The organism is Methylobacterium sp. J-088 (assembly GCF_022829295.1).
Classification (GTDB): Bacteria; Pseudomonadota; Alphaproteobacteria; order Rhizobiales; family Beijerinckiaceae; genus Methylobacterium.
Genome location: NZ_JAKSYH010000235.1, coordinates 1 through 22756 on the forward strand (window position 1 = coordinate 1; position 22756 = coordinate 22756).

The 22756-nt window shown below is 68.6% G+C and carries 23 protein-coding genes and 1 tRNA gene; 12 read left to right on the top strand and 12 right to left on the bottom strand.

Going from position 1 to position 22756, the window contains the following annotated elements; all coding sequences use genetic code 11:
- Nucleotides 1–229 precede the first annotated feature (229 nt).
- The gene (locus MKK63_RS25665; RefSeq protein ID WP_244006664.1) at nucleotides 230–487 is read right to left on the bottom strand and encodes a hypothetical protein; all 258 of its coding nucleotides are present in this window, start codon (nucleotides 485–487) and stop codon (nucleotides 230–232) included.
- Between the two features lie 134 nt (nucleotides 488–621).
- Between MKK63_RS25665 and MKK63_RS25670 the strand changes: the two genes are divergently transcribed.
- Nucleotides 622–861 (top strand): hypothetical protein, encoded by a 240-nt coding sequence (locus MKK63_RS25670; RefSeq protein ID WP_243996681.1) that lies wholly within the window; start codon nucleotides 622–624, stop codon nucleotides 859–861.
- A gap of 137 nt (nucleotides 862–998) precedes the next feature.
- Nucleotides 999–2471 (top strand): DUF6880 family protein, encoded by a 1473-nt coding sequence (locus MKK63_RS25675; RefSeq protein ID WP_244006667.1) that lies wholly within the window; start codon nucleotides 999–1001, stop codon nucleotides 2469–2471.
- 21 nt (nucleotides 2472–2492) lie between these two features.
- On the opposite strand, the gene MKK63_RS25680 is transcribed toward MKK63_RS25675, so the two are convergent.
- Entirely contained in the window at nucleotides 2493–2855 is a 363-nt protein-coding gene (locus MKK63_RS25680) for a DUF427 domain-containing protein (RefSeq protein ID WP_244006669.1), read from the bottom strand.
- Nucleotides 2852–3742, bottom strand: coding sequence for a methyltransferase domain-containing protein (locus MKK63_RS25685; RefSeq protein ID WP_244006672.1), 891 nt, complete (start codon nucleotides 3740–3742; stop codon nucleotides 2852–2854). The genes MKK63_RS25680 and MKK63_RS25685 overlap by 4 nt, the downstream gene beginning before the upstream one ends.
- A 167-nt stretch (nucleotides 3743–3909) precedes the next feature.
- Here MKK63_RS25685 and MKK63_RS25690 point away from each other — a divergent pair, with 167 nt between their 5' ends.
- Nucleotides 3910–4152, top strand: coding sequence for a hypothetical protein (locus tag MKK63_RS25690; RefSeq protein ID WP_244006674.1), 243 nt, complete (start codon nucleotides 3910–3912; stop codon nucleotides 4150–4152).
- A gap of 27 nt (nucleotides 4153–4179) precedes the next feature.
- Nucleotides 4180–4941, top strand: coding sequence for a ComF family protein (locus MKK63_RS25695; RefSeq protein WP_244006675.1), 762 nt, complete (start codon nucleotides 4180–4182; stop codon nucleotides 4939–4941).
- 31 nt (nucleotides 4942–4972) lie between these two features.
- Here the strand turns inward: MKK63_RS25695 and MKK63_RS25700 are convergent, their stop codons facing one another.
- Nucleotides 4973–5566 carry a GNAT family N-acetyltransferase gene (locus MKK63_RS25700; protein ID WP_244006676.1) on the bottom strand — a complete coding sequence of 198 codons (594 nt, stop codon included), beginning with the start codon at nucleotides 5564–5566 and terminating at the stop codon, nucleotides 4973–4975.
- Between the two features lie 302 nt (nucleotides 5567–5868).
- Between MKK63_RS25700 and zapE the strand changes: the two genes are divergently transcribed.
- Nucleotides 5869–7101 carry a cell division protein ZapE gene (zapE, locus tag MKK63_RS25705; protein ID WP_244006677.1) on the top strand — a complete coding sequence of 411 codons (1233 nt, stop codon included), beginning with the start codon at nucleotides 5869–5871 and terminating at the stop codon, nucleotides 7099–7101.
- Nucleotides 7098–10058, top strand: coding sequence for a response regulator (locus MKK63_RS25710; RefSeq protein WP_244006678.1), 2961 nt, complete (start codon nucleotides 7098–7100; stop codon nucleotides 10056–10058). The genes zapE and MKK63_RS25710 overlap by 4 nt, the downstream gene beginning before the upstream one ends.
- 11 nt (nucleotides 10059–10069) lie before the next feature.
- Here MKK63_RS25710 and ubiB read toward each other — a convergent pair whose 3' ends face one another.
- From ubiB to MKK63_RS25730, 4 genes are all read right to left on the bottom strand, one after another.
- Nucleotides 10070–11632, bottom strand: a complete 1563-nt coding sequence (gene ubiB, locus MKK63_RS25715) for a 2-polyprenylphenol 6-hydroxylase (protein ID WP_244006680.1) — start codon at nucleotides 11630–11632, stop codon at nucleotides 10070–10072.
- A gap of 205 nt (nucleotides 11633–11837) precedes the next feature.
- Nucleotides 11838–12623, bottom strand: coding sequence for a bifunctional demethylmenaquinone methyltransferase/2-methoxy-6-polyprenyl-1,4-benzoquinol methylase UbiE (gene ubiE / locus MKK63_RS25720; RefSeq protein WP_244006681.1), 786 nt, complete (start codon nucleotides 12621–12623; stop codon nucleotides 11838–11840).
- A 237-nt stretch (nucleotides 12624–12860) separates the two neighbouring features.
- Nucleotides 12861–13970, bottom strand: a complete 1110-nt coding sequence (gene leuB / locus MKK63_RS25725) for a 3-isopropylmalate dehydrogenase (RefSeq protein ID WP_244006682.1) — start codon at nucleotides 13968–13970, stop codon at nucleotides 12861–12863.
- Nucleotides 13971–14041: 71 nt separating this feature from the next.
- Entirely contained in the window at nucleotides 14042–14755 is a 714-nt protein-coding gene (locus MKK63_RS25730; protein WP_244006701.1) for a carbonic anhydrase, read from the bottom strand.
- A 346-nt stretch (nucleotides 14756–15101) separates the two neighbouring features.
- Here MKK63_RS25730 and MKK63_RS25735 point away from each other — a divergent pair, with 346 nt between their 5' ends.
- The 4 genes from MKK63_RS25735 (at nucleotide 15102) to MKK63_RS25750 (ending at nucleotide 19072) form a co-directional block, all read left to right on the top strand.
- Nucleotides 15102–15836, top strand: coding sequence for a hypothetical protein (locus MKK63_RS25735; protein WP_244006683.1), 735 nt, complete (start codon nucleotides 15102–15104; stop codon nucleotides 15834–15836).
- A 332-nt stretch (nucleotides 15837–16168) separates the two neighbouring features.
- Nucleotides 16169–17743, top strand: a complete 1575-nt coding sequence (locus MKK63_RS25740; RefSeq protein ID WP_244006684.1) for a 2-isopropylmalate synthase — start codon at nucleotides 16169–16171, stop codon at nucleotides 17741–17743.
- Between the two features lie 100 nt (nucleotides 17744–17843).
- A tRNA-Lys gene (locus tag MKK63_RS25745) sits at nucleotides 17844–17919 on the top strand.
- A gap of 985 nt (nucleotides 17920–18904) precedes the next feature.
- On the top strand, nucleotides 18905–19072 hold the full coding sequence (locus MKK63_RS25750; protein ID WP_244006686.1) for a hypothetical protein: 168 nt from the start codon (nucleotides 18905–18907) through the stop codon (nucleotides 19070–19072).
- Nucleotides 19073–19117: 45 nt separating this feature from the next.
- Here the strand turns inward: MKK63_RS25750 and MKK63_RS25755 are convergent, their stop codons facing one another.
- The 3 genes from MKK63_RS25755 to MKK63_RS25765 form a co-directional block, all read right to left on the bottom strand.
- Complete coding sequence (locus tag MKK63_RS25755) at nucleotides 19118–19276, bottom strand: hypothetical protein (RefSeq protein ID WP_244006689.1); 159 nt, start codon at nucleotides 19274–19276, stop codon at nucleotides 19118–19120.
- Nucleotides 19277–19546: 270 nt separating this feature from the next.
- Nucleotides 19547–19801, bottom strand: a complete 255-nt coding sequence (locus tag MKK63_RS25760; RefSeq protein ID WP_244006691.1) for a hypothetical protein — start codon at nucleotides 19799–19801, stop codon at nucleotides 19547–19549.
- A 131-nt stretch (nucleotides 19802–19932) separates the two neighbouring features.
- Nucleotides 19933–20427, bottom strand: coding sequence for a phosphohydrolase (locus tag MKK63_RS25765; protein WP_244006693.1), 495 nt, complete (start codon nucleotides 20425–20427; stop codon nucleotides 19933–19935).
- A gap of 271 nt (nucleotides 20428–20698) precedes the next feature.
- On the opposite strand from MKK63_RS25765, the gene MKK63_RS25770 reads away from it, so the two are divergent.
- On the top strand, nucleotides 20699–20941 hold the full coding sequence (locus MKK63_RS25770; protein WP_244006695.1) for a hypothetical protein: 243 nt from the start codon (nucleotides 20699–20701) through the stop codon (nucleotides 20939–20941).
- Nucleotides 20942–21043: 102 nt separating this feature from the next.
- Here MKK63_RS25770 and MKK63_RS25775 read toward each other — a convergent pair whose 3' ends face one another.
- Nucleotides 21044–21442, bottom strand: a complete 399-nt coding sequence (locus MKK63_RS25775) for a PRC-barrel domain-containing protein (RefSeq protein ID WP_244006697.1) — start codon at nucleotides 21440–21442, stop codon at nucleotides 21044–21046.
- A gap of 270 nt (nucleotides 21443–21712) precedes the next feature.
- Here MKK63_RS25775 and MKK63_RS25780 point away from each other — a divergent pair, with 270 nt between their 5' ends.
- Nucleotides 21713–22606, top strand: coding sequence for a DMT family transporter (locus tag MKK63_RS25780; RefSeq protein WP_244006699.1), 894 nt, complete (start codon nucleotides 21713–21715; stop codon nucleotides 22604–22606).
- Nucleotides 22607–22756 lie beyond the last annotated feature (150 nt).

Below are 22756 nucleotides of genomic sequence, written 5' to 3' on the forward strand. Positions count from 1 at the left end.
GCGGCGCGGGAAATCCTGGTTCCGCACCGGCCTCGATGCCCTACGCGGCGATCTCCTCAATGCCCCTCAAAGCGCAGCGACCCTCTGGGCCAATCGATGCCCAAAACGCCTCCCAGCCTTGTGAGTCGTGTACCGTGCGCGTTGCTATCGAGCACGGCTCTAAGTCTTCGTATTGATGCGCTCTCTTGCGCCGAACCGACGTCCACTTCGGCGGAGAGCGCTCTGAGCTTCATTCCTCGGGGACGCGGCCCGGGGGCAGCGGCGCGGCCTGAGTCCCGCGCTCACCGCGTCCGGCCCGCCTGTGGCGCTCGGCCCGGACCTCGTCCGCCGTCGGCGGGGCCGACGGGAAGTTCGACGCAAAGGGGTTGGGCGGTGCCCCCCGCGAGGAGCCGCCGAACAGCGTGTCGAAGAACCCCTCCTCGGCGCTGGCCGGCCGCGCGGCCAGGAGAAGTGTGAGGGCAAGGATCGTTCGGAACTGCATCGTCATCTTGGGCCAACCGGGATCGCACCGCCCTAGCGCGACTTTCCGGCGGATCGGAGGCCGGTGCCGGGCACGCGCTGGAACCGTGGCGCGTCCGGCGGGTTCGCGCTCAACGATCATGGGCGCGTACAGGAGGCGTGATGTCTGAGGTTACCTATCGCATCGTCGAGCACGACGGTGGCTTCGCCTACAAGGTCGGCGACGTATTCTCCGAGACCTTCCCGAGCCGGGAGGAGGCGCTTCAGGCGGCCCAGGCCGCGGCGGCCGAGCAGCAGGTGCCGGGTTCGACCGAGGGGATCCGCTATCAGGATCAGGCCGGCGGCTGGCACGACGAGACCGCCCAGGGCAGCGACCGGCCGCGCGCCAAGGTCGTCGAGTAGAACCGCGCGGCGGCCATGCGGATACGTGCGCATCCACAGGAGTGGTCGTGGCGCGAACGCGAACGGTGAAGCCGGAGGCGCCTCCCAAGGCGCCTTCCAAGGTGTCTTCCAAGGTGTCTTCCCCGGTGCCTTCCACGGTGCCTTCGAAGACGCCCCTGCCGAAGGGCACGCGGCGCACCACGCCATCGCCCGAGAGCCTGGCGGCGCTTGGCCTCGACCGCCTGATCGGCCTCATCCTGGGCGAGACGGCGCGCAATCCCGGCTTCAAGAAGCTGGTCAGTGCGGCGCTCGCTTCGCTCCAGGGGCCGGAGGCCGTTGCCGCGATCGTCGACCGGCGGCTGACGGCGCTCGAAGGCGCGCGGAGCTACATCGATTGGCAGAAGCGCCGGGCCTTCGCGGCCGACCTCAGCGCCGTCGTCACGGTGATCGTGAACGAGCTCCGGCCCCTCGATCCCGGCGCCGCCCTCGACCGGCTCCGCCGGTTCCTCGAAGCCGCCGACCTCGTGCTCGACCGGGTGGACGACGGCAACGGTGCGATTCAGGGCATCTTCGAGCGCGCCTCCGCGGCCTACGTCGAGATCGCGGGCGCGTTGCCGCCCGAAGCCGCGTCGCGCGTCGCACTGGGCCTCGTGCGCCCGTTCACCGACGATCCGTTCGGGCCGCTCGGCGCCCTCCTGGGCGAGACCGTGTCGGTCCTGCCGGTGGACTCCCTCGCGGAGATCGACGGGCGACTCGCCGAAGCGGTCGCGCGTCCCGAGACCGGCCACGGGCAGAAGCGCGCAGCCGCATACCGGCTGGACAACAAGACGGAGATCCTGCGCCTGCGTCAGGCCATCGCCGACCGCCGCGGTGATTCCGAGGCCTACGTGGCGCTCGAGAGCCAGATCGCGCCCGGGTCCGAGAACCGGACAGAGATCGCCAAACGTCTGCTCGGCCTGGGCCGCGCGCAGGAAGCGCTCGATTGGATCCGGCGCAAGCAGGAGCCCAACGCACGCCGCACGACCACACGGGCAGACCTGATCGCAAACTTCGACCCGCGCGTTCCAGAGCGCGAGCGGCTGGTGGTCGAGATCGAGATCCTCGACGCACTCGGCCGGATTGCGGAGGCGCAAAATCTGCGGTGGGGCCGCTTCGAACAGGAGCTCGACGCCCCCATGCTGCGCAGCTTCCTCGCCAAGCTGCCCGATTTCGAGGACGAGGAGGCGCTGCACCGGGCGCTGGACCACGCCGGCGCTTTTCCGGATCGGCACCGGGCCCTCGCGTTCCTGACCACGTGGCCGGATCTACGACGCGCCGCCCGTCTGGTGACGGATCATCCGACGGTGTGGAACGGAGCCTTGCAGTACAATATCCTGGCTCCGGCTGCCGACGTGCTGGCCCAGGACCATCCTCTGGCCGCCACGATCCTGTATCGACGCCTGATCGACGGGATCCTCGATTACGGCCGCAGCCCGGCCTACCCGCACGCCGCGCGTTATCTTGCGGAACTCGACGGCTTGGCGGAGAGGCTTGAGGCCGATGTGATCGAGCCGGACCCTGCAGGCTACCGCGCGAAGCTGAAACGCGACCACGGCCGCAAACACGGCTTCTGGAGCTTGGTCCGCACCTAGTCGCTCCGACCGGCGGGTCGATCAGTCAACGACCTCGATGGCGTCGACCCGATCCGGATAGAACGCCACGTGCTCGCGGATCGCCTCGACAGCCGGGTAGGGCGCCACGTAACTCCACACCGCATCGGGACGCCGAGTCCCGGCGACCGAGAGATCGAAGTAGCCAGCGTCGCCCTTGTACGGGCAGTGGCTGGTGCGCGCCGACGGCACGAAGGCGTCTGCGAGCGTATCGCGGCGCGGAACGTAGAAGACCGGGGGATATCGCGCTTCCTCCAGCCGCAGGGCGTCGCGCGTGTCCGCCACGACCGTGCCGGCCACGATGACGCGGACGCGGCGCGGCTCCGGGGTGACGGTGATCGGATGGTCGGGTCCGGGCGTCTTCATGGCGCTTCTGGTGCCTCCGGTTTCAACTCGATCGTTCCGAGAGCGTCGGCGAGGCGTGACTTGGCGCTGCCCGGCCGCAGTGGCTTCTGCTGGCTGGCATGCGGCACCCAGCCCGAAAGCCACAGCACCTCGAAGGTTGCCCGCACGCGCCCGTCCGGGTCCGCGAAGCGCGCCGCATAGATCTCCGCAGCCCGCAAGAGCGTCGCCCGGCGCAGCGGAGTCCGCCGCCGCTCGGTGAGGACGTTGGTCATGCCCATGGCGCGCAGGTCCCGCATCAGGCTGAACGGATCGGCGTAGCGCACCGTCAGGGTGTCGGTATCGGCGACCGGAAGCGCGAAACCCGCCCGCTGCAGCAGAGCACCCGCCTCGCGCACGGCCGCGAACGGGGCGACCCGGGGGCTGATCCCGCCCTCGACCTCGCTCTCTGCCTGCCCGAAGCTCTGGCGCAGCTCCTTGAGTGTGGCGCCGCCCAGGAGGCATCCGACGAACAGGCCGTCCGGCCGCAGGGCCCGGCGAAGCTGGATCAGGGTCCCGGGAAGATCGTTCACACCGTGGAGGGCGAGAAGCGAGACCGCGAGGTCGAAACTGTCGGGTGCGAGCGGCAGCAGCTCCGGATCGCCGACGATCCGGTTGCCGCGCGGCTCTGGCAGCGGCGCAAGCCGGACATGCTGCGCCTGCGGATACCGGCGCGCGAGGATAGGTCCGGCGGCCGGGATCGGGGTGGCGAGGTCCAGCACGGTCGCAAAGCTGCGCAACACGGCGCCGAGGCGGTCGTCCAGATCCTCGGTCAGGCGGTCGAGGAGGAAGCCGGCATAGCCGCTTCGGACGGCGCGGGTGAGCCGCTGCCGGGCGATGAGAGTGTCGAACAGGGTGGCGGTCAGATCCATCCGGCGCACATGGCGCTCACGACAGCCTCGCGCCAGCACCCGGGACGCATGATGCCGCCGGTACAGCACAGATTCGTGAGCCGCGGCCGCATGGCGGAACGACTGAGGGGCCCTGCCGTTCCTGCTGCAGCTGGCCATATGGCCGAGATTGACAGGGAGCAACCCTCATGAAGCGCACGCTCATCGGAGCCGCCGTGGCCCTCGCCGCCCTCACCGCCGCGGGCGGTGCAGAGGCGAAGGGCTGCATCAAGGGCGCGATCGTCGGCGGCATCGCCGGCCATTACGCCGGCCATCACGGCTTGGTCGGCGCCGCCGCCGGCTGCGCCCTCGGCCGCCACCGTGCCAATGCCCAGGCCCGCCAGGACCAGCAGCAGATGGCCCCGCAGGCACGGCCCGTCTCGGCTCAGTGACACCAAGCTGATCGATCCGGACGTGTGATGTCGGCGATCCGGACGGTTGCCACAGCCCTGCGCGGGATTCCGCGCGGGGCTTTGTCGTTGATCTACCCGCCCGCATGCTCAGGGTGCGGCGCAGCGACGGCCGATCCCGGGGCCCTTTGCTCGAGTTGCTGGTCGGGCCTGCGCCTGATCGAGGAACCGGTCTGCCAGCGCTACGGGACGCCGTTCGCGGTGGATCTGGGAATCGGGCCGCTGCTCTCGCCCCGCGCCATCGCCGAGCCGCCGGTCTTCGGCCGGTGCCGGGCGGTTGCCCTCTACGATTCGGTCGCGCGGCGCCTCGTGCATCGCCTGAAATACGAGGATCGTCTCGACCTCGCGAAGGTGATGGCTCGGATGATGTCGGCCAGTGGTCGAGGCCTGATCGCCGAAGCCGAATGCTTCGTGCCGGTACCGCTCCATCGGGCCCGCCTCTGGCGCCGCCGCTTCAACCAAGCGGCCCTGCTGGCCCAGGCGATCGCGGTTGATGCGGAACGTCCCTTTGTCCCGGCGGCCCTCGAACGTGTCCGAGCGACACGCTCCCAGGTCGGACTGAGCCGGGTGGCACGGGCCGAGAACCTGAGCGGCGCATTCCGGGTACCGCCCGCCGAAGCCCATCGGATCCGCGGGCGCCGGGTGCTGCTGGTCGATGACGTCACGACGACCGGCGCGACCGGCAATGCCGCAGCCCGCGCGCTCCTGCGCGGCGGGGCCGCCTCCGTCGATCTCCTGACCTTCGCGCTGGTGGGCGACACCGTCGGATAGGCGCTGCGCGGTCGAAGCGCGAGCCGGCGCCTCAGGTTGTCGCGCCGGTCCGGTTCGGAAAGCTGACCGCCAGGCTGAAGTCGAACGCCTCGCCGATGCCTTCGTACCAGAGCGAGAACGGCGTCGGTCGCTCGAGATGGAGGGCCCCGTCGATCTCGCTGCCGGCATACTGGAGCGCCGCTCCGTGCTTCGCCGCGAGCCGCAGCATCGGACCGTTCCCGGACAGGCAGCGCACGTGCAGGTCGACGACGCCGCGGTGGCGCGCCGCACGGGCGATCCGCGCGAACAGATCGGCGCCGAGGCCGCGGCGGCGGAACGCCAGTTCGACGGCGAATGCCGCTTCCGCCCGGGGGCCCAGCACGAAGCGGGACGGGCACGGCCCCATCGGCCGGAGTTCGCCGAGCCCGCGAAGCACGCCGTCCACGAAAGCGGCGTACATCATGCCGTCGGCCTTGATGGCTTGCTCGGCGTAGGCGCGGACGCCGGCCTCGCTGACATTGCCCATGAAGCGGCTGGCCCGGGTCTCGGGATCCAGGCGGAGGAAGTAGTCGAGAACCGCATTTCGGTCCGCCGGCCATAGGCGCCGTACGGTGCGGACCGGTTCGTCACGCGCTAAAGTGGCCATGATGGGCCTCCGGTCTAAGCGCTTACGCGCAGAAATCCGGACGTCCCTCCCGAGAACCGCGGCTGATGTCGCATTCGGGGTTTCATTGTGCAATGCGGCAGACTGCCGAATGCCTGCTCGCGCGGCTGCCATGCGCTGACTCGCGAAAGGCTGGCAATCCCAGCGCTTGCGCTCTCCGGACGCGCATCGTGGGCTTGATTCAGGTTGAACTTCCCCGGCACAGGGGAGGCCCGGTCTGTCGCCGTCGACGCGGACATGGCGCGCGTGATCGGCGGAGCGGCGGGCTGCAAGGGACCAGCGGCGTGAACGACAGATCCGGCCTGCATATCACGCCATCGCCGGAGGCGCGCGCCGGAGCCGTTTCACCCGGGCCGGTACACGAGCGCTACGAGACCCTCGTTACCACGGGTGCCATCGAGCGGGATCCAGCGCAGGCCCGGCTCGTCCGCGCCCTCGACCGGCTTGTCCAGGACCTCCAGCGCCGCAAACGCGCCAGCAAGTCGAGCGCGCTCGGCTGGCTGTTCCGCCGAAAGGACGAGGCCGAGATACCCCGCGGGCTCTACATCTGGGGCTCGGTCGGGCGCGGCAAGACCATGCTGATGGATCTGTTCCATGAAGCGGCACCGGAGCCGAAGCGGCGGGTCCATTTCCACGGCTTCATGGCCGACGCGCACGAGCGGATCCATGCCCATCGCCAGGCCGTGAAAGCCGGAACCGCCAAGGGCGACGATCCGATCGGGCCGGTGGCCGATCAGCTCGCCGACGAAGCCACGCTCCTGTGCTTCGACGAGTTCACGGTCACCGACATCGCCGACGCGATGATGCTGGGCCGGCTGTTCGGTCACCTGTTCCGGCGCGGTGTGACGGTGGTGGCGACCTCCAACGTCGAGCCGGACCGGCTTTACGAGGGCGGCCTCAACCGGGCGCTGTTCCTGCCCTTCATCGCAACGCTGAAGGAGCGCGTGGATGTGCTACGCCTCGATTCGCGCACCGATTTCCGCCTGGAAAAGCTCGGTGGGGCGGCCGTGTACCACGTGCCGGCCGGTCCCGAGGCCCGCGCGGCCCTCGACGCCGCCTTCAAGGGCCTGACCGGCAAGGCGAAGGGCCAGCCGGCGACCGTGGCGGTCCATGGGCGGGACGTCGCGATCCCCGAGGCGGCGGGCGGCGTGGCGCGCTTCGGCTTCGACGACCTCTGCCGCCAGCCCCTGGGCGCGTCCGACTACATGGCGCTGGCCCGCGCCTTTCACACAATCATCCTCGACGGGATCCCGGTGATGGCCGAGGCGGAGCGCAACGAGGCCAAGCGCTTCATCACGCTCATCGACACGCTCTACGACCGGCACGTGAAGCTCGTGGCCTCGGCGGCGGCCGAGGCGCAGGATCTCTACACCGCCGAGGCCGGTCGGGAGGCCTTCGAGTTCGACCGGACCGTCTCCCGCCTGATCGAGATGCGCTCGCGGGAATACCTCGCCCTGCCGCACGGCAAGCCCGATTCTGAAGCATCCGGCGCGAGCACGGGACTGGTCGAGACATGAGCGCGCGTCCGAGAGTCGGTTCGATCTTCCGCCTGCGGCGGCGCAACTGGCGCGGCGCCGGAAAGCTGGGCGCGCTCCTCGGCTCGCCCGCGGCCTTCATCCTCCTCTTGGTCGCCATCGCGGCCGGGACGGCGAACTACCTGGCCGGGGAGGCCGACCGGACAGCAACGGCGCGGGCCAACGCCGTCATCGCCGATGTCGAACGCCTGATCTCCGAGGTGAAGGACCTTGAGACCTCCGAACGTGGATACGTGCTGGTCGGCAGCGACGAGTACCTGACGCCCTACACGGCGGCTCTTCCCAAAATCGAGGCGGAGCTGGCCTCCCTCGGCGCAGCCGCGCAGGAGCCGGTTCGGGCCGGGGGCCCGTCGCTGGCGGGCCTGATCGCCCAGAAGCGGGACTTCGCCGCGCGGGTGATCGCGGCACGGCGCGACCAGGGTTTCGACGCGGCCACCGACCTCGTCCGGACCGGCGAGGGCAAACGCCAGATGGACGCGATCCGCATGGAGGCAGCCGCCCGGCAGGCGGTGGCGGCCGAAACGCTCGCCGACCTCCAGATCCGTACGAAGCGCCGCGGGCTGATCCTGTTCTTGCTGTCGGGCGCGGCCGCGCTCGGAGCGATCGGCTTGCTCGCGCGCCTCGCACTGGTGCGACGCCAGGAATCGCTGCGCATGTCGCGGCTCCTCGACGGCGTGCTGGCGAACGCACCCGTGGGACTCGGCTTCCTCGACCGCGACCTTCAGATCCGGCACATGAACCGGGCATTGGCCACGATGAGCGAGCGCGGTTTCGGCGCCGATCTCGGTGCTCCGATCTGGGCGATGCTGCCGACCCTGCGTGAGGAGCTGGCACCGAAGCTGGCCGCCGCGCTCAAGGACGGGCTGGTCTCGCCCGATGTTCCGGTTGCGGTGCCGACGCCTTCGGCGCCGGGCGGCCTGCGCCAGTTCTCGATGAGCTTCTACCCGCTGCGCGGTGCACAGGCCACGGCCGGGCCGGAGAGCCAGGATGTCGAAGGCGTCGGCCTCGTCGTGGTCGACGAAACCATCCGCTACCTCGCGGAGTCTCGGCTGCGCCGGAGCGAGGAGCGCTTCCGCTCCCTGATCGAGGCCAGCGCGGCGATCGTCTGGACAGCCAATCCGGAGGGAAGCCTTCAGCGTCGTCAAACGGCCTGGATCACCTTCACCGGGCAGGACGAAGCCGCCTATGCCGGCCTCGGCTTCCTCGACGCCGTCCATCCCGAGGATCGGGAGCACACCCGGGCCGCTTGGGCGGAGGCGGTGGCGACTCGCGACCTCTATGTGACGGAACACAGGATCCGCACAGCCTCTGGTGGCTACCGGCACATGAGCGTGCGCGCCGTCCCGATCGTGGAATCGGACGGCACCCTGCGCGAGTGGGTCGGCACGCATACCGACATCACCGAGCGCAAGGAGGCCGAAGCCGCGATCGAAGCGGCCCGCGCGGCCGCCGAGGCGGCCAACACGGCCAAGAGCCAGTTCCTTGCCAATATGAGCCACGAGCTGCGGACGCCGCTCTCCGCCGTGATCGGCTATTCCGAGATGGTGCAGGAGGAGCTCGAAGATCTCGGCGAGGCCGGGCTGATCTCCGACATGAAGAAGATCGAATCCAATGCGCGGCACCTCCTCGGCCTGATCAACGACGTGCTTGACATCTCGAAGATCGAGGCCGACCGAGTCGAGATCTTTGCGGAAGAGTTCGACGTAGCCACGGTGGTGCGAGAGGTTGCCACGACCGTGGATGGCCTGATCGGCAAGAAGGGCAACACCCTCGATCTCGATCTGGCCGACGACCTGGGCAAGGCCCATACCGACGTCACCAAGCTGCGCCAGTGCCTCATCAACCTGCTCAGCAACGCCGCAAAATTCACCGAGAACGGCCGTATCACCCTGGCGGTCGCGCGGGCCGGGGATACGCTGCGTTTCGCCGTCGCCGACACCGGCATCGGCATGAATGCCGAGCAGGTGGGCAAGCTGTTCGAGCGCTTCATCCAGGCCGACGCCTCGACCACGCGCCGGTTCGGCGGCACCGGTCTCGGCCTCGCCATCACGCGGGCCTTCGCCGAGATGCTCGGCGGCGCGATCACGGTGGAGAGCCGCGAGGGCGTGGGCACCACCTTCACGTTGACCCTGCCGCTGCAGGCTCCGAATGCGCAGATGGCGGCCCCGAACGAGGTTGCCAGCGTGGTCGCTGATCGCAACACCATTCTGGTGATCGACGATGATGCGGCGACGCGCGACCTCCTCGCCCGATTCCTCGAGCGCGAAGGGTTCACGGTGATGGTCGCCGAGGACGGGCGGCGCGGGCTCGAACTCGCCCGCACCCTGCGTCCGCGGGCGGTGCTCCTCGACGTGACCATGCCGCAGATGGACGGGTGGGACGTCCTGCGGGCGCTGCGGGCCGACCCGGAGATCGGGTCGACGCCCATCGTGATGGTGACGATTCTCGACGAGCAGAATTTCGCGTTTTCGCTGGGCGCGACAGACTACATCCAGAAGCCGATCGATTGGGGCAACCTGCGCCAGATCGTCGACCGGTTCCGGCCCGCCGGGGGCGAGGGCCCGATCCTCGTGGTGGAGGACGAAGCCGATGTCCGCGCACATATCTGCGCCTACCTTCAGCGCGAAGGCTTTCCCGTTCGCGAAGCCGAGAACGGTGTCCACGCTCTGGACCGGATGGCGGGGGAGCGGCCCGGGCTGATCCTCCTCGATCTGATGATGCCGGAGATAGACGGCTTCACCTTCCTGCGCCAGCTGCGGGAGCGCCCGGAATGGCGCGACGTGCCGGTGGTGGTGCTCACCGCCAAGGACATCACCGCGGAGGACCGGCGCCGCTTGGCCGGTCAAGCGGATCGGGTCCTGGCCAAGGGCACGACAGGGCTCGGTGAACTGGTGAGCGCCCTGCGCGGGCTGATGCCGTCCCAGGCCGACGCGGCCTGAACGGTGCTCCGTCAGAGACCCCGGAACGCCAGCACCAGCGCGCCGATCGCGATGCCCCAGAGCGCCAGGGTCGACCAGATCGCCCGCTGGCGCTCATCCCGGGCAAACCCTTCCAGCCGGCGGGCATCGCCCGTGCCGGCCTCGTCCAAGCGGACCAGCACGCGCTTCAGCCGCATCGCGAGATCGGGAATGTCGCTCACGACATCCGAGACCACGCGCAGGGCCTCAAGTCCGCTCTGGGCGCGCCCGACCGGCCCCATGTTGCGGGCGATCCAGGCGCGCACCACCGGCTCGGCCGTGGTCCACATGTCTAGGCGCGGATCCAGCGAGCGGGCGACGCCTTCGACCACCACCATGGTCTTTTGAAGCATCACCAGTTCGGTGCGGGTGCTCATGTCGAACAGGGCGGTGATGTCGAACAGGAGCGTCAGCACCTTGGCCATCGAGATCTCGTCGGCCCGACGCTGGTGGATCGGCTCCCCGATCGCCCGGATCGCCTGCGCGAAATCCTCGACGGAATGGTGGGACGGCACGTAGCCGGCCTCGAAATGCACCTTCGCCACCCGGCGATAGTCGCGCAGGATGAAGCCGAGCAGGATCTCGGCCAGGAACCGGCGCTCGTTGTGCCCCAGCCGGCCCATGATCCCGAAATCCACCGCCACCAGCCGGCCCTCGGCATCGACCAGCAGGTTGCCCTGGTGCATGTCGGCGTGAAAGAATCCGTCGCGGATCGCCTGCCGGAGGAAGCTCTGGATCACGGTCCGGCCGATCGCCTGCGGATCGTGGCCCTTCGCGGCGAGGTCGGCAGCGCTGTGCAGGCGCGTCCCCTCGATCCATTCCGCCGAGAGCACCTCGCGGGCGGTCAGCTCCCATTCGGGCTTGGGAACGCGGAAATCGGCGTCGTCCTTCGTGTTCTGCGCGAGTTCCGAGGCCGCCGCCGCCTCCAGGCGGAAATCCATCTCCATCATCACGGAGCGGGCCAGGATTTCGACCACCTCCCGCGGGCGCAGGCGCTCGGCCTGTGGGGACAGGGCGTGGACCACCCGGGCCATGAAGCGCATGACCTCAAGATCGCGATTGAAACGCTCGCGCACACCGGGCCGCATGACCTTCACGGCGAGGGCGCGCTGGGTGCCGTCAGCGTCCTGCACGATCGCCTTGTGGACCTGGGCGATCGAGGCGGCCGCGATTGGTTCGCTGAACGATACGAACAGCTGGTCGACCGGCTTGCCGAGCGCTGCCTCGACCACACGCAGGGCAATCTCCTGGGGGAAGGGCGGGACCCGGTCCTGCAGTTTCTCAAGGTCGAAGGCCGCGCGCATGCCGACGATGTCGGGCCGCGTCGCCAGGAACTGGCCGAATTTCACGTAAGACGGGCCCAGCCGGGTCAGCGCCGCCGACAACCCGACCGCGCCATCGCTGCGCCCGGGCTTCTCGAGCAGGCGCCCGATCCGAAGGGCCACCCGCAGGTGCGACGGCATCTCCGTCGGATCGGCGAAGGCGAGCGCCCCCTCGCGGGCCAGCACGAAGCCGACCCGGGCGCCGCGGAAGAGGTTGATGGCGGCGCTGATCATGGTTGCACTTTCCCTCCCCCCTCTGCGGGGGAGGGTGGCCCTCGCATCAGCGAGGGTCGGGAGAGGGGAGCCCGGGTCCCGGAATGCCCGCGGGCTTCATGAAGGCCACAGCCCTGTCGTGGACCCTCGCTCCCCTCTCCCGACCCCCTTCGGGGCCCACCCTCCCCCGCAGAGGGGGGAGGGAGCGCGCGCTTGGGGACCAAAATCAGGAGACCTTCCAGCCCGAATGGATCGCCACGATCCCGCCGGTGAGCGCCCGGTCGGTGACGTGGCGGAAGCCGGCGCGCTCGATCATGCCGGCGAAGGCGCCGCGCGTCGGGAACTTCCGGATCGACTCGACGAGATAGCGATACGAATCGGCATCGCCCGCGACCCGGGCGCCGATCCGCGGGATCACGTTGAACGAATAGGCGTCGTAGATCCGGTCGAGCAGTGGGATGTCGACGGCGGAAAATTCCAGGCACAGGAACCGCCCGCCGGGCTTGAGGACCCGCCGCGCCTCCGCGAGCGCGGTCTCGATCCGCGGCACGTTCCGGATGCCGAAGGCGATCGTGTACGCATCGAAAGTCGCGTCCGGCAGCGGCAGGGTCTCTGCATTGCCGGTCACGAAGGCGATTCGGTCGCCGGCCTCGTCGACCTTGCGCTCCCGTGCCCGCTCGGCGCCGACACGCAGCATCGATTCGTTGATGTCGAGGACCGTCACACGGGTGCGCGGGCCGCCCGCGGCGAGCACCCGGAACGCCACGTCTCCGGTCCCGCCGGCCACGTCGAGATGGGCGAAGGCGCGATTCTGCGGCGGCCGCAGCATCGAGACGAGCTGGGCCTTCCAGGCCCGGTGCAGCCCTGCCGACATCAGGTCGTTCATGATGTCGTAGCGGCGGGCCACCGAGTGGAAGACGCTGTCGACGCGCTCCTGCTTCTCGTCGAGCGCCACGCGCTCGAAGCCGAAATCCGCGCTCGCGCGCTCGGATGCCCCGTCTTCGACCGTCATGACGCTCCCATTCCTCAATCGCCGGGTCTTAGCGAAGGTCGGCCCCAACCGCCATGCGTCGAAACACGCGGTTGGGGATGGGCGCTCCTCCGAGCCGCTGCCATCTGACCCGACATTCGGTCGAAGCAGCCGCCTCCGTCATCACGAGCGAAGCGACCCGGGGCAGCACGACATTGCGAGCCTGACGCGACACCAGATTGCTACGCTCGCAAAGACGGGGATCGGCCCCGCGCGCTTTCAGCCCACGCGGGCTCGCAAGGCATCGGCGACCGCAGCCGCCATCGCGCGCGTGCTCATCGGGTTCGTGCCCTCGCCGGCGATGTCGGCGGTACGTGCACCGCCCGCGAGGGCGTCGGTGATGGCGCCGTCCAGGGCGTCGGCGGCGTCGCCGAGGCCGAAGGAATAGCGCAGGCACATGGTCAACGAGCCGATCATCGCGATCGGGTTGGCCTTGTCCTGGCCTGCGATGTCCGGCGCCGAACCGTGGCACGGCTCGTAGAGCGCCCGGCGCAGGCCGCTGTCATCGACCGCGCCGAGCGAGGCCGAGGGTAGCATGCCGAGCGACCCGGTAAGCATCGCGGCAAGATCGGACAGCACGTCGCCGAACAGGTTGTCGGTCACTAGGACGTCGAACTGCTTCGGCCGGCGCACGAGCTGCATGGCGCAATTGTCGGCCAGGATGTGCTCGAGCTGGATATCAGCATAATGCTCGGCCTGGAGCTTGGTGACGACCTCCTTCCAGAGCACGCCGGACTTCATCACGTTGTGCTTCTCGGCCGAGGCCACCCGGCCCGAGCGCTTGCCTGCGAGGTCGAAGGCGACGCGGGCGATCCGCTCGATCTCACCGGTCGTGTAGACCTGGGTGTCCACGGCACGCTTGGAGCCGTCCGGCAACGTGGTGATCTCCTTCGGCTCGCCGAAATAGACGCCGCCGGTCAGCTCGCGGACGATCATGATGTCGAGGCCCTCGACCAGCTCGCGCTTCAGCGCGGAGGCCTCGGCCAATGCCGGGTAGCAGATCGCCGGGCGCAGATTGGCGAACAGGTCGAGATCCTTGCGCAGGCGCAAAAGGCCGGCTTCGGGACGGTTCTCGTAAGAAACGCCTGCCCATTTCGGGCCGCCGACCGCACCGAGCAGGATCGCATCGGCGGCCTTGGCGCGCGCCATCGTCTCGTCCGAGATCGGAAGGCCGTGAGCGTCGAGCGCACAGCCGCCCACGAGGTCGGTCTCGGTCTCGAAGGTGGCGAGCCCGGTCTCCTTCAGCGCGTCCAGCACGACCTGCATGCCGCCCGCGACCTCCGGGCCGATCCCGTCGCCGGGGAGGAGCAGGAGCTTGTAGCTGGCCATGGCGGTCTCGCGGATTCTGTCTCGACGTGCCGGCGGGCTTTATCGAGGCGGGACCGCCATTGGCAAGGCGTTCAGAGCAGCGCGACCTTGCCGGTGGCGATGTCGTAGAAGCCGCCCACCACCTTCACATGCTTGCGGGTGACGGCCTCCGCGATGATCGGCCCGGCCTGTTCCAGGCGCTGCACGCTGTGCCGGACGTTCTGCGCGATGGCCTCGGCAAGAGGATCGGGCGCCCGCGCCTTCTCGGCGAGGTTGACCGCCGGGCGGATCGCGTCGATCAGCGTCGGCAAGTGGCCCGGAAGCACGGCGTTCGTCTTCATGACGTCGATCGTTGCCTTCACGGCCCCGCAATCGGAATGGCCGAGCACGACGATCAGCGGGGCGCCGAGCACCTGCACCCCGTATTCGAGGCTGGCCAGGCCATCCGTGCTGACGAAGTTGCCGGCGACCCGGACGACGAACAGGTCGCCGGGCCCCTGATCGAACACGAAGTCCGGGGCGACGCGCGCGTCGGCGCATCCCACGATGCAGGCGATCGGATGTTGCGCGGCGGCGCGCGCGGCCCGGCCGACTGAGAAATCCTTGCTGGTCGGTGCGTTGGCGACGTAGCGGGCATTACCCGCGATCAGGCGAGCGAGAGCCTCATCGGGGCCGATCGCGTTCGGCCGCGACGCCTCGCCGATCGCCTCAGCAGGCCTGACGGCCGATGCGGCGGCGAGCGTGCCGAACGCGGCCGCCATCAGCAGGCGGCGGCGGGAAAAAAGAGACTGATGCTGATCGCACACGGAGGTCGCTCCCACTGGATGCGTCGGCTCGACCGGCTCAGGCGCGAAGGATTCCGTCGTCACGTGGCGGGTTTCCTAGGCATCGACGCCGATTCGAGCTTTCCGCTTCGTATTCCGTTCAGACTCTGCCGGCAGAGTCCAAACTTTGCAGGAGATGTGGTCCTCACGTCGGCGAATCAGCCAGCGTTGAGCCGTATATACCAAGGGCATTCGACCATACATGCTGGACAAGGACTTCTTTTTACGAACAAAAGCGATCCGGATATCCCATAATTTCCAAATATCATTGTCTTTTTACTGTCGAGACGTCGTCGCAGCGTCGGAGATCGCCTGGCCGACGCACAAGATGCTCAATCAGTCCGGGCGCTATCTCCTCTCGTTCATGCTGATCCACAACGATTACCGGCATCGCCGCGGTGACGGCCCCCAGCCCACTCTCACGGCGCTCCAGGCCATGGTCGGATCGAGTGCCCGGCAGACGGCCGCCTTCGTGGCGACCCTGAAGGCGGCTCGGCTCGTGACGGTGGAGGCGGATCCGAACGATGCACGGCTGCGGTGCTTGCGGGCAACTCCGCCGCTCGTGGCCGAGATCGGTCGGCCCGGCCGCCTGTTCGTCGCCGCCATGGACCGTCTCACACGCAGGCGGCCGAGCCGGGCCGCCATGCTCGACGACTTCGACCGCCTCGGCGAGCTGATCTATCGGTCGGGCGCCCACATCCTCCAGCACGGGATGCTGACGGAGCCGTTTACGCGGATTTTCAGTTTCACCGCGCGCGATTGCGGCTATCCGCTGCTCGCCGCGATCGTCGGCGCCCATTACGCCGCCACGGTGCCGGATGCCCCCGCGGCGCTGCCGCTGAGCCTACGCGCCCTGGCGGACAGGTTCGGGGTCTCCCGCGCGCATGTCGGCAACCTTCTCCAGGAGGCTGACGCCGCCGGCTGGTTCCGGACCGAGGATCGGCGGCTGACGCAGCTGGATCCGACGCTGCTCGATGAGTTCGAGCATTGGGCCGCCTGCCAGATAGTGTTCTATGACGATCTTGCGGCGGCGATCTGCACAGGCGCGGCGGCGTCGCCCTGAGCGCGCCGGCTCGCTTGTGTTCCGGCAGTTCCGGGGCTACCTACGTGCGGCACCGCGCCGTGAGAATGTCCCGCGCGGGTCGCCGACAGGAGAGACGAGCCTTGGCCAGAGCCGGCTCAGCGTCCGAGACCGTCCGCACCGCCGCTACGGTGCAACGGCTCCGTGCGCGCCGCGCCGGGCTTCGCCTTCCGCTTCTGCTTACCCGCCCCTGAGGGCCGTCCGGGCGCGCGCGCCTGGGCCTTCAGGGGATTGTCTCACATTCGCGAACCCGCCCGCCTGGGCATCACGCCGTGCCGCGCCATACGCCGGGCGGCCCGCGACAGGGTAAGACCATGACCTCGACGACCCCTTCGACCAGCACCACCGCCCGCGACCGCATCCTCATCTTCGACACCACCTTGCGCGACGGCGAGCAATGCCCCGGCGCCACCATGACGTTCGACGAGAAGCTCGCGGTGGCCGAACTGCTCGACACGATGGGTGTCGACATCATCGAGGCGGGCTTCCCGATCGCCTCGATCGGCGATTTCGAAGCGGTGTCGGAGATCGCGAAGCGCACCAAGCGCGCCACCATCGCGGGCCTTGCCCGCGCGATTCCCGCCGACATCGCCCGGGCCGGCGAGGCGGTGCGGCACGCCCAGCGCGCGCGGATCCACACCTTCGTGTCGACCTCGCCGATCCACCTCGCGCACCAGATGCGCAAGAGCCAGGACGAGGTGGTCGAAATCATCCTCAAGACCGTGGCCCAGGCCCGCGACCTCGTGGAGGACGTGGAATGGTCGGCTATGGACGCGACCCGCACACCGCTTGATTACCTGTGCCGCTGCGTCGAAGCCGCCATCAAGGCCGGTGCCACGACGATCAACCTGCCCGACACGGTGGGCTACGCCACGCCGGGCGAATATCGCGACATGTTCGCCAACGTGCGCGAGCGCGTGCCGAACGCCGACAAGGCGGTGTTCTCGGTTCATTGCCACAACGACCTGGGCCTCGCGATCGCCAACTCGCTGGCCGGGATCGAGGGCGGCGCCCGGCAGGTCGAGTGCACGATCAACGGCATCGGCGAGCGGGCCGGCAATGCGGCGCTTGAAGAGATCGTGATGGCGTTGCGCACCCGTGCCGACGTGCTGCCCTACGAGACCGGTGTCGAGACGACCATGCTGACCCGCGCCTCGAAGCTCGTGAGCCACGCAACCAACTTCCCGGTGCAGTTCAACAAGGCGATCGTCGGCCGCAACGCCTTTGCGCATGAGAGCGGCATCCACCAGGACGGCATGCTCAAGAACTCCGAGACCTACGAGATCATGACCCCGGCCTCGGTCGGTCTGAGCAAGACCTCGTTGGTGATGGGCAAGCATTCCGGCCGGGCGGCCTTCCGCTCGAAGCTGGAAGATCTGGGCCTGCACCTGTCCGACAATCAGTTCCAGGACGCGTTCGAGCGGTTCAAGGCGCTCGCCGACCGGAAGAAGCACGTCTACGACGAGGATATTGCGGCGCTGGTGGATGAGAATCTCGCCACCGCCCACGACCGGATCCGGCTGGTCTCCCTGTCGGTGATCGCCGGCACCCGCGGCCCGCAGCGGGCGACGCTCCGCATCGCCGACGAGACTGGCATGCGGATCGAGGAAGCGGACGGCAACGGTCCGGTGGATGCGGTCTTCAACGCGATCTCGGCGCTGGTGCCGCATCAGGCGCAGCTGGAGCTCTATCAGGTCCACGCGGTGACGGGCGGGACGGATGCGCAGGCCGAGGTCTCGGTGCGCCTGCGGGATGGCGAGCGCAGCGTCACGGCCCGCGGCGCCGACCCGGACACGCTGGTCGCCTCGGCGAAGGCGTATCTGTCCGCGCTGAACAAGCTGTCGGCCCACGCGGTGCGCGTGCATGCACAGCATGCAGCGGCGGAATGAGAAAAAGAGCGGCTGGGGGTGGACAGCCCCCGGCCACGTTGGTATCAGCCCGCCACCCCAGCGGACTTGGTGGCCGCCGGGGCGGATCGCAGATGCGATCGGGCGCATAGCTCAGTTGGTAGAGCAGCTGACTCTTAATCAGCGGGTCCTAGGTTCGAACCCTAGTGCGCCCACCATTCCCTCCGCATAAAAATGTTTTCGCTGGTCTGTCAGACGGACAGCCGGAATGGGCTCAGCCCTGCGGCTTGGTGTTTCATCATCTCGGCGGGGTCGGCCCCCGAACCTTGAGGAGCCCACCATCGTCGCCCTGCGGATCGCCACCCTGTTCTGCTGTGCACCGGCCCTCGGTGCTTGCGTGGGCACGTCTGCAGCAGGGCCACACGCTGCGGGTATCGAGCCGCTCGCGATCTCCAACAGCGCTCTGCCGCCGAGCTATGAGCCCGGACGGCTTCTGAAACCCGGCCTCGACGCAGGTGGCGGTATCGATCCCGCAGCGCAGCTCGATGCGTCCGTCCGCGACAGGGCTTCGTGGGCCCCCCTGCGCGCCGGCCCGATTGGCCGATCAGCGATTGTCGAGACGCGGAATGCCGGCCGCTCGGCCTCAGGCGATGCAACGGGGCTGAATGGCATGGCCAGCATGCCGCCGGCCGGGAATGACGATCGACGCAGTATCCCAACACCGATCCGGGGCCAGGATGCGACCATGGATCGCCTCGAACGTGCGGGACAGCGGACGGCCAAGCCGATCTGCGGCGATTGCTGAGCGCTTCCGAGGTGTCGATCGCCCACCGCGTGCCCTTGCGGGGCTGATCGGCACGACGCGTCTCATCACCTGCGGCGAAGCCGACGGGCTGGATTGTCGCCCCTGGGTCGTGTGCCGGAACACGTCAGCCCTGAAAGCTTGAGCTTACATCGGAGACACGCCGCGAACACAACCGCGGACTCGATGGAGACAGACAATGACCGTCATCACCCGCCTCACCATCGCCGCTGCCGCCGCCGCCGCGACCGTGGCCGTCCTGGCCGGCACCTATGCCGAGATGCTCGACCGCGCCCTGCCGGTGCACTTCGTGTGATCACGACGACCGCAAGCCGCATGACACGCGAACCCTGAGGCGCTGCCGTTCCCGCGGCGGCGCGCTCCCACGGCAGAGATGGGCCATGGACGGGATCCTGCAAAGGGCAGTCGATCGCACGCTTCACCTCAACGACGCGCTCGATGACGTGATCACGGGGACGGAGGCAGCCGTAGGCTTCGCAGCCGCAACCCCAATGATCAGCGCCCTGAACGGCGACGCCCATTTCGAACCGGACAAGACCGAGCGCTGACAGTCGACGCGGGGACAGGAGCCGCCGAAATAGGGCGGAGGCTGGCTACTGCTTCTGAGTGTTCGGCGCGGATTGATCGGTCTGCGGCTCCAGCTTTTGGGAATCCGGCTTCGTCGGCGCGTTGTTCTGCGCCGGCTTGTCGTCGCAGGCCGCCAGCCCGCAGATCAGAAGCCCGAGGCATGCGACCCGTTTCAACACCAGCATGGATCATCCCTGAAGCGCATTCAGAAGGTCGAACCTTCGACCTTCAGGACCCGTTCCGTACCGGTCGCCCAGGCGGCGCGGAGGGCCGGGGTTATGACGGCTGCAGCTCAGGCGGCGTTCGTCTCAATCCAATGGTCACAGCCCGGCCGGCAGCATCGGCAAGCGCGAAGATCTCGGATATACGGCTTTGGAGTGACAGACACCGCGCGGTCCTCGGCTCCGCCCAGGACATCCGGGCGGAGCGTTCCGCGGGCGTCGGTTCCGCGGGCCTCAGCGGCCCGAGGGACCCGGCTTCGATCCGGAGCCGGCATCGTTGGCGCCCGTGCTGTTGGTTGTCCCGGAACGGCTCATCGACCCGGTGGACGGACCGCTGCCGTTCGCGCCCGGGGTCGATCCCGAACCGGCATCGTTGGGGCCGGTACTGTTGGCCGTGCCGGAGCGGCTCGTGCCGCCAGCGCTCTCGGCAGCCAGGGCAGGCGCAGCGGCGACGACGAGGCCTGCCAGAACAAGGGTCATAAGCTTCATGGCGTGTCTCCCTTTTGGGCCGGCAGCCGCAGCTAGATCGGCGCCGGTTCTCCGGGGAACCCAACTTTTGCGTGGCTGTTCCTGGCCCACGCACGGACGTCCGGGACAGGCCGTCCCGGGTCAGGCCAACGTCAGCGGCCCGTATAGCCTTTCGCGGCTGCCGCTTCCCTAAGCCGCTCGAATGCCCTGGCGTAACGCTCCCGCAGGAAGGATGCGGAGGGCGGGATGCGAGCGGGAACGAGGTTGTCCTCGGTGTCGGACATCTTCACGAGGATCGCGGCCAGATCGTCCGCCTCGATCAGCGTAGCGATTCGCTCCGAGTAGGCGATTCGCGCAGCGGGCTTGGTGAGCAGCGTCACAGTTCGAATGATCGCGGGCGCGAAACCGGCCACGCGCAGATCAGAGGTCGTGCGCGGAGTATCCTCCAGCACATCGTGAAGCAACGCGGCCTGCATAATCTGCATCGGATCGAGATCCAATTCGTCGACGAGTCGGGCGTGGCCGGCTCGGGCGAGGGCAGCGTTTGCAACGCGCTCCAAGTGCCGCATGCAGGGTTCGCCACCCTTGTCGAGTTGGCCCGCATGCGCGGTGAGAGCGAAGGTGTGAGCATCGAAGATCGTCGACACGGGCCTCCCCGCCATAGACGTCCGGCGCCACGAACCGGCCGGCCGTTCCAAAACGGACAATCACGGCCGCGCTACCGCGTTCCCGCGCCGCGACCCGGTCACGTCAGTTAGGCAGCCGGCTCAATACGGGCCTACCACGTTTCGAGGATGCCGAAAATTTCCGTTTCGTCATGAAGTTATTGGCGGCATCACTATTGCCCAAGTGACCATGCATTGCCATTTCTTGTCTTGAAATCGGACAAGCGGTGGTGCGCAGTCCAGGATTGAGACAATGGCGTCCGTTGCACTCGAGAAGCCGCTTGATGTCGGTGGTCCGATCAGCCGTCGTGCCGCGGCGCTGGCCAACGTAAAATGGTTTCGTGCCCTGGCGTCGCGTGCCCTCAGGGAGGGCGGGCCACAGGCCAAACTCCGTGCGTCCAACGCGCGGGCTGCAGCGCGCATCATCCTCCGTCAGGCGCGACGGGAAGCCTTGGTTTCGCGCTTGGCGCGCGAAGCGCTCGACGGTCACATCTGAGCTGCATATTCGAGCTGGTCGGCCGGCGGTTTCCGTCGCTGCATCATCCAGCAGTGCCGGGTTGTCCCCGCCCAGTCTTTGGGCGGGGACGCATTCCAATGATCAGCGCTTGAACTTGCCGTCGTACTTGAACTCAGGCGCAGCCTTCAGCTGCTCCTTGGTGGCGCCGATGATCGCCTTCCACTTCTTGGCGTCGGCATCGTAGCCGAGGGCGATCGACGACGGCGAGACGGCGACGTAGTGCTCGCCCATCCCGAGGAAGCCGCCGACCGAGACGATGTAGCCGGTGAGCTTGTCGTGATCGATCACGAGGTCCTTGATCTCGCCGACCGTGCTGTTCTGCGCGTCGGTGATGTTGAGACCGATCAGGTTGTAGCTCAGGACCGCGTCCTGCGGGACCGACTCGAACTTAGGGGCGACGGTCTTGGGCGCCTCATTGGCGGCGAGGGCCGGGCCGGCCAAAGCTGCGGCGGCGAGGGTAGCGAGGACGAAGCGGCGCATCGGTATCTCCAGAAGCCCAAATGGGTCGCTGGTAAGCCGCAGCGCCCGGTATCGTTCCGGCACATCTCAGAAATGTTAATCTCGAAAACATGGAACGATCGACGGCCGTCGCCGATGCGCGCGCCACCTCGATAGCCCGGCACGGCGCGGTGGCTGTGAACCGTACTGCTCGCGGCCCGGGACAGATCGACCGCTCGACCCGTCATCGTCCCTGGCCAGGGCGGTCCGGCGATGCCACCCCCGCTGCGACGGGGCGAGCGGGAGGGACGGATGACGGGACGGGCGGTTCAAAGGACAGCGGCCCAGCCTGGCGGTGCGGGCGCGTGGATCGATGGCCTCATCGGCGTCTCCATCTTCAGCGCGTCGCTGGTGGCCACACGCCTCGCGCTGACGGGCATGGATGCGCTGTTCCTCAGTGCCGCCCGGGCGGCCCTGGCCGGCCTCGCCGGCGCGATGGCTCTCGCGGCCTTCAGAGAGAAGCGTCCCCCAGGGCGGGACATCCCGGCGCTGATGATCGTGGCAGCCGGCGTGGTGGTGGGCTTCCCCGTGCTCACGGCCTTGGCCCTGCGGACCGTGAGCGCGGCGCATGGCACGGTTTTCATCGGCCTGCTGCCGCTCGCCACGGCCTTGTTCGGGGCCCTCAGATCCGGTGAGCGGCCGTCTCCCACGTTCTGGCTGCTCTCGATCTGCGGGGCTCTGATCACCGTCGGCTTTGCCGCGCGTGGTCTCGGGAGCGCACCCGGACCCGGCGATGCCCTGATGTTCGCCGCGGTCCTGGTCTGCGGCCTGGGCTATGCCGAGGGCGGCGTCCTGGCGCGGCGGCTCGGTGGCTGGCAGGTGATCGCCTGGGCTACGGTCCTGTCGCTGCCGGTGAGCGTGCTACTGGCGCTGATGCTGAGCCCGAACGCGTTCGCGTCCATCCCCATGCAGGCCTGGGCGGGGCTCGCCTACGTGGCGCTGTTCAGCATGCTGATCGGATTCGTGTTCTGGTACCGGGCGCTCGCCCGGGGTGGGATCGCCGCAATCGGACAGCTCCAGCTCCTGCAGCCGTTCCTGGGGCTCGGCGTCGCCGCCCTCGTGTTGGGTGAGCGGATCGAGCCTGCGATGATCGGTGCGGCGGCGGCTGTCGCGCTTTGCGTGGCCCTGGCACGGCGGTTCGCCTGACGTCGTCCGCGCAGGTCTCGGCCCGCGCAAGTCTCGGCCCGCGCAAGTCTCGGCCCGCGCAAGTCTCGGCCCGCGCAAGTCTCGGCCCGCGCAAGTCTCGGCCCGCGCAAGTCTCGGCCCGCGCAAGTCTCGGCCCGCGCAAGTCTCGGC

Excerpts from the sequence above, each read along its gene's own strand:
- MKK63_RS25695 (WP_244006675.1), top strand. The coding sequence starts at position 4,180 with ATGTCGGCGATCCGGACGGTTGCCACAGCCCTGCGCGGGATTCCGCGC.
- MKK63_RS25755 (WP_244006689.1), bottom strand. The coding sequence starts at position 19,276 with ATGCTGGTGTTGAAACGGGTCGCATGCCTCGGGCTTCTGATCTGCGGG.
- MKK63_RS25700 (WP_244006676.1), bottom strand. The coding sequence starts at position 5,566 with ATGGCCACTTTAGCGCGTGACGAACCGGTCCGCACCGTACGGCGCCTA.
- leuB (WP_244006682.1), bottom strand. The coding sequence starts at position 13,970 with ATGGCCAGCTACAAGCTCCTGCTCCTCCCCGGCGACGGGATCGGCCCG.
- MKK63_RS25770 (WP_244006695.1), top strand. The coding sequence starts at position 20,699 with ATGGCGTCCGTTGCACTCGAGAAGCCGCTTGATGTCGGTGGTCCGATC.
- ubiE (WP_244006681.1), bottom strand. The coding sequence starts at position 12,623 with ATGACGGTCGAAGACGGGGCATCCGAGCGCGCGAGCGCGGATTTCGGC.
- MKK63_RS25670 (WP_243996681.1), top strand. The coding sequence starts at position 622 with ATGTCTGAGGTTACCTATCGCATCGTCGAGCACGACGGTGGCTTCGCC.
- ubiB (WP_244006680.1), bottom strand. The coding sequence starts at position 11,632 with ATGATCAGCGCCGCCATCAACCTCTTCCGCGGCGCCCGGGTCGGCTTC.
- MKK63_RS25710 (WP_244006678.1), top strand. The coding sequence starts at position 7,098 with ATGAGCGCGCGTCCGAGAGTCGGTTCGATCTTCCGCCTGCGGCGGCGC.
- MKK63_RS25775 (WP_244006697.1), bottom strand. The coding sequence starts at position 21,442 with ATGCGCCGCTTCGTCCTCGCTACCCTCGCCGCCGCAGCTTTGGCCGGC.
- MKK63_RS25685 (WP_244006672.1), bottom strand. The coding sequence starts at position 3,742 with ATGGATCTGACCGCCACCCTGTTCGACACTCTCATCGCCCGGCAGCGG.
- MKK63_RS25680 (WP_244006669.1), bottom strand. The coding sequence starts at position 2,855 with ATGAAGACGCCCGGACCCGACCATCCGATCACCGTCACCCCGGAGCCG.
- MKK63_RS25780 (WP_244006699.1), top strand. The coding sequence starts at position 21,713 with ATGACGGGACGGGCGGTTCAAAGGACAGCGGCCCAGCCTGGCGGTGCG.
- MKK63_RS25750 (WP_244006686.1), top strand. The coding sequence starts at position 18,905 with ATGGACGGGATCCTGCAAAGGGCAGTCGATCGCACGCTTCACCTCAAC.
- MKK63_RS25740 (WP_244006684.1), top strand. The coding sequence starts at position 16,169 with ATGACCTCGACGACCCCTTCGACCAGCACCACCGCCCGCGACCGCATC.
- MKK63_RS25735 (WP_244006683.1), top strand. The coding sequence starts at position 15,102 with ATGCTCAATCAGTCCGGGCGCTATCTCCTCTCGTTCATGCTGATCCAC.
- MKK63_RS25690 (WP_244006674.1), top strand. The coding sequence starts at position 3,910 with ATGAAGCGCACGCTCATCGGAGCCGCCGTGGCCCTCGCCGCCCTCACC.
- MKK63_RS25665 (WP_244006664.1), bottom strand. The coding sequence starts at position 487 with ATGACGATGCAGTTCCGAACGATCCTTGCCCTCACACTTCTCCTGGCC.
- MKK63_RS25760 (WP_244006691.1), bottom strand. The coding sequence starts at position 19,801 with ATGAAGCTTATGACCCTTGTTCTGGCAGGCCTCGTCGTCGCCGCTGCG.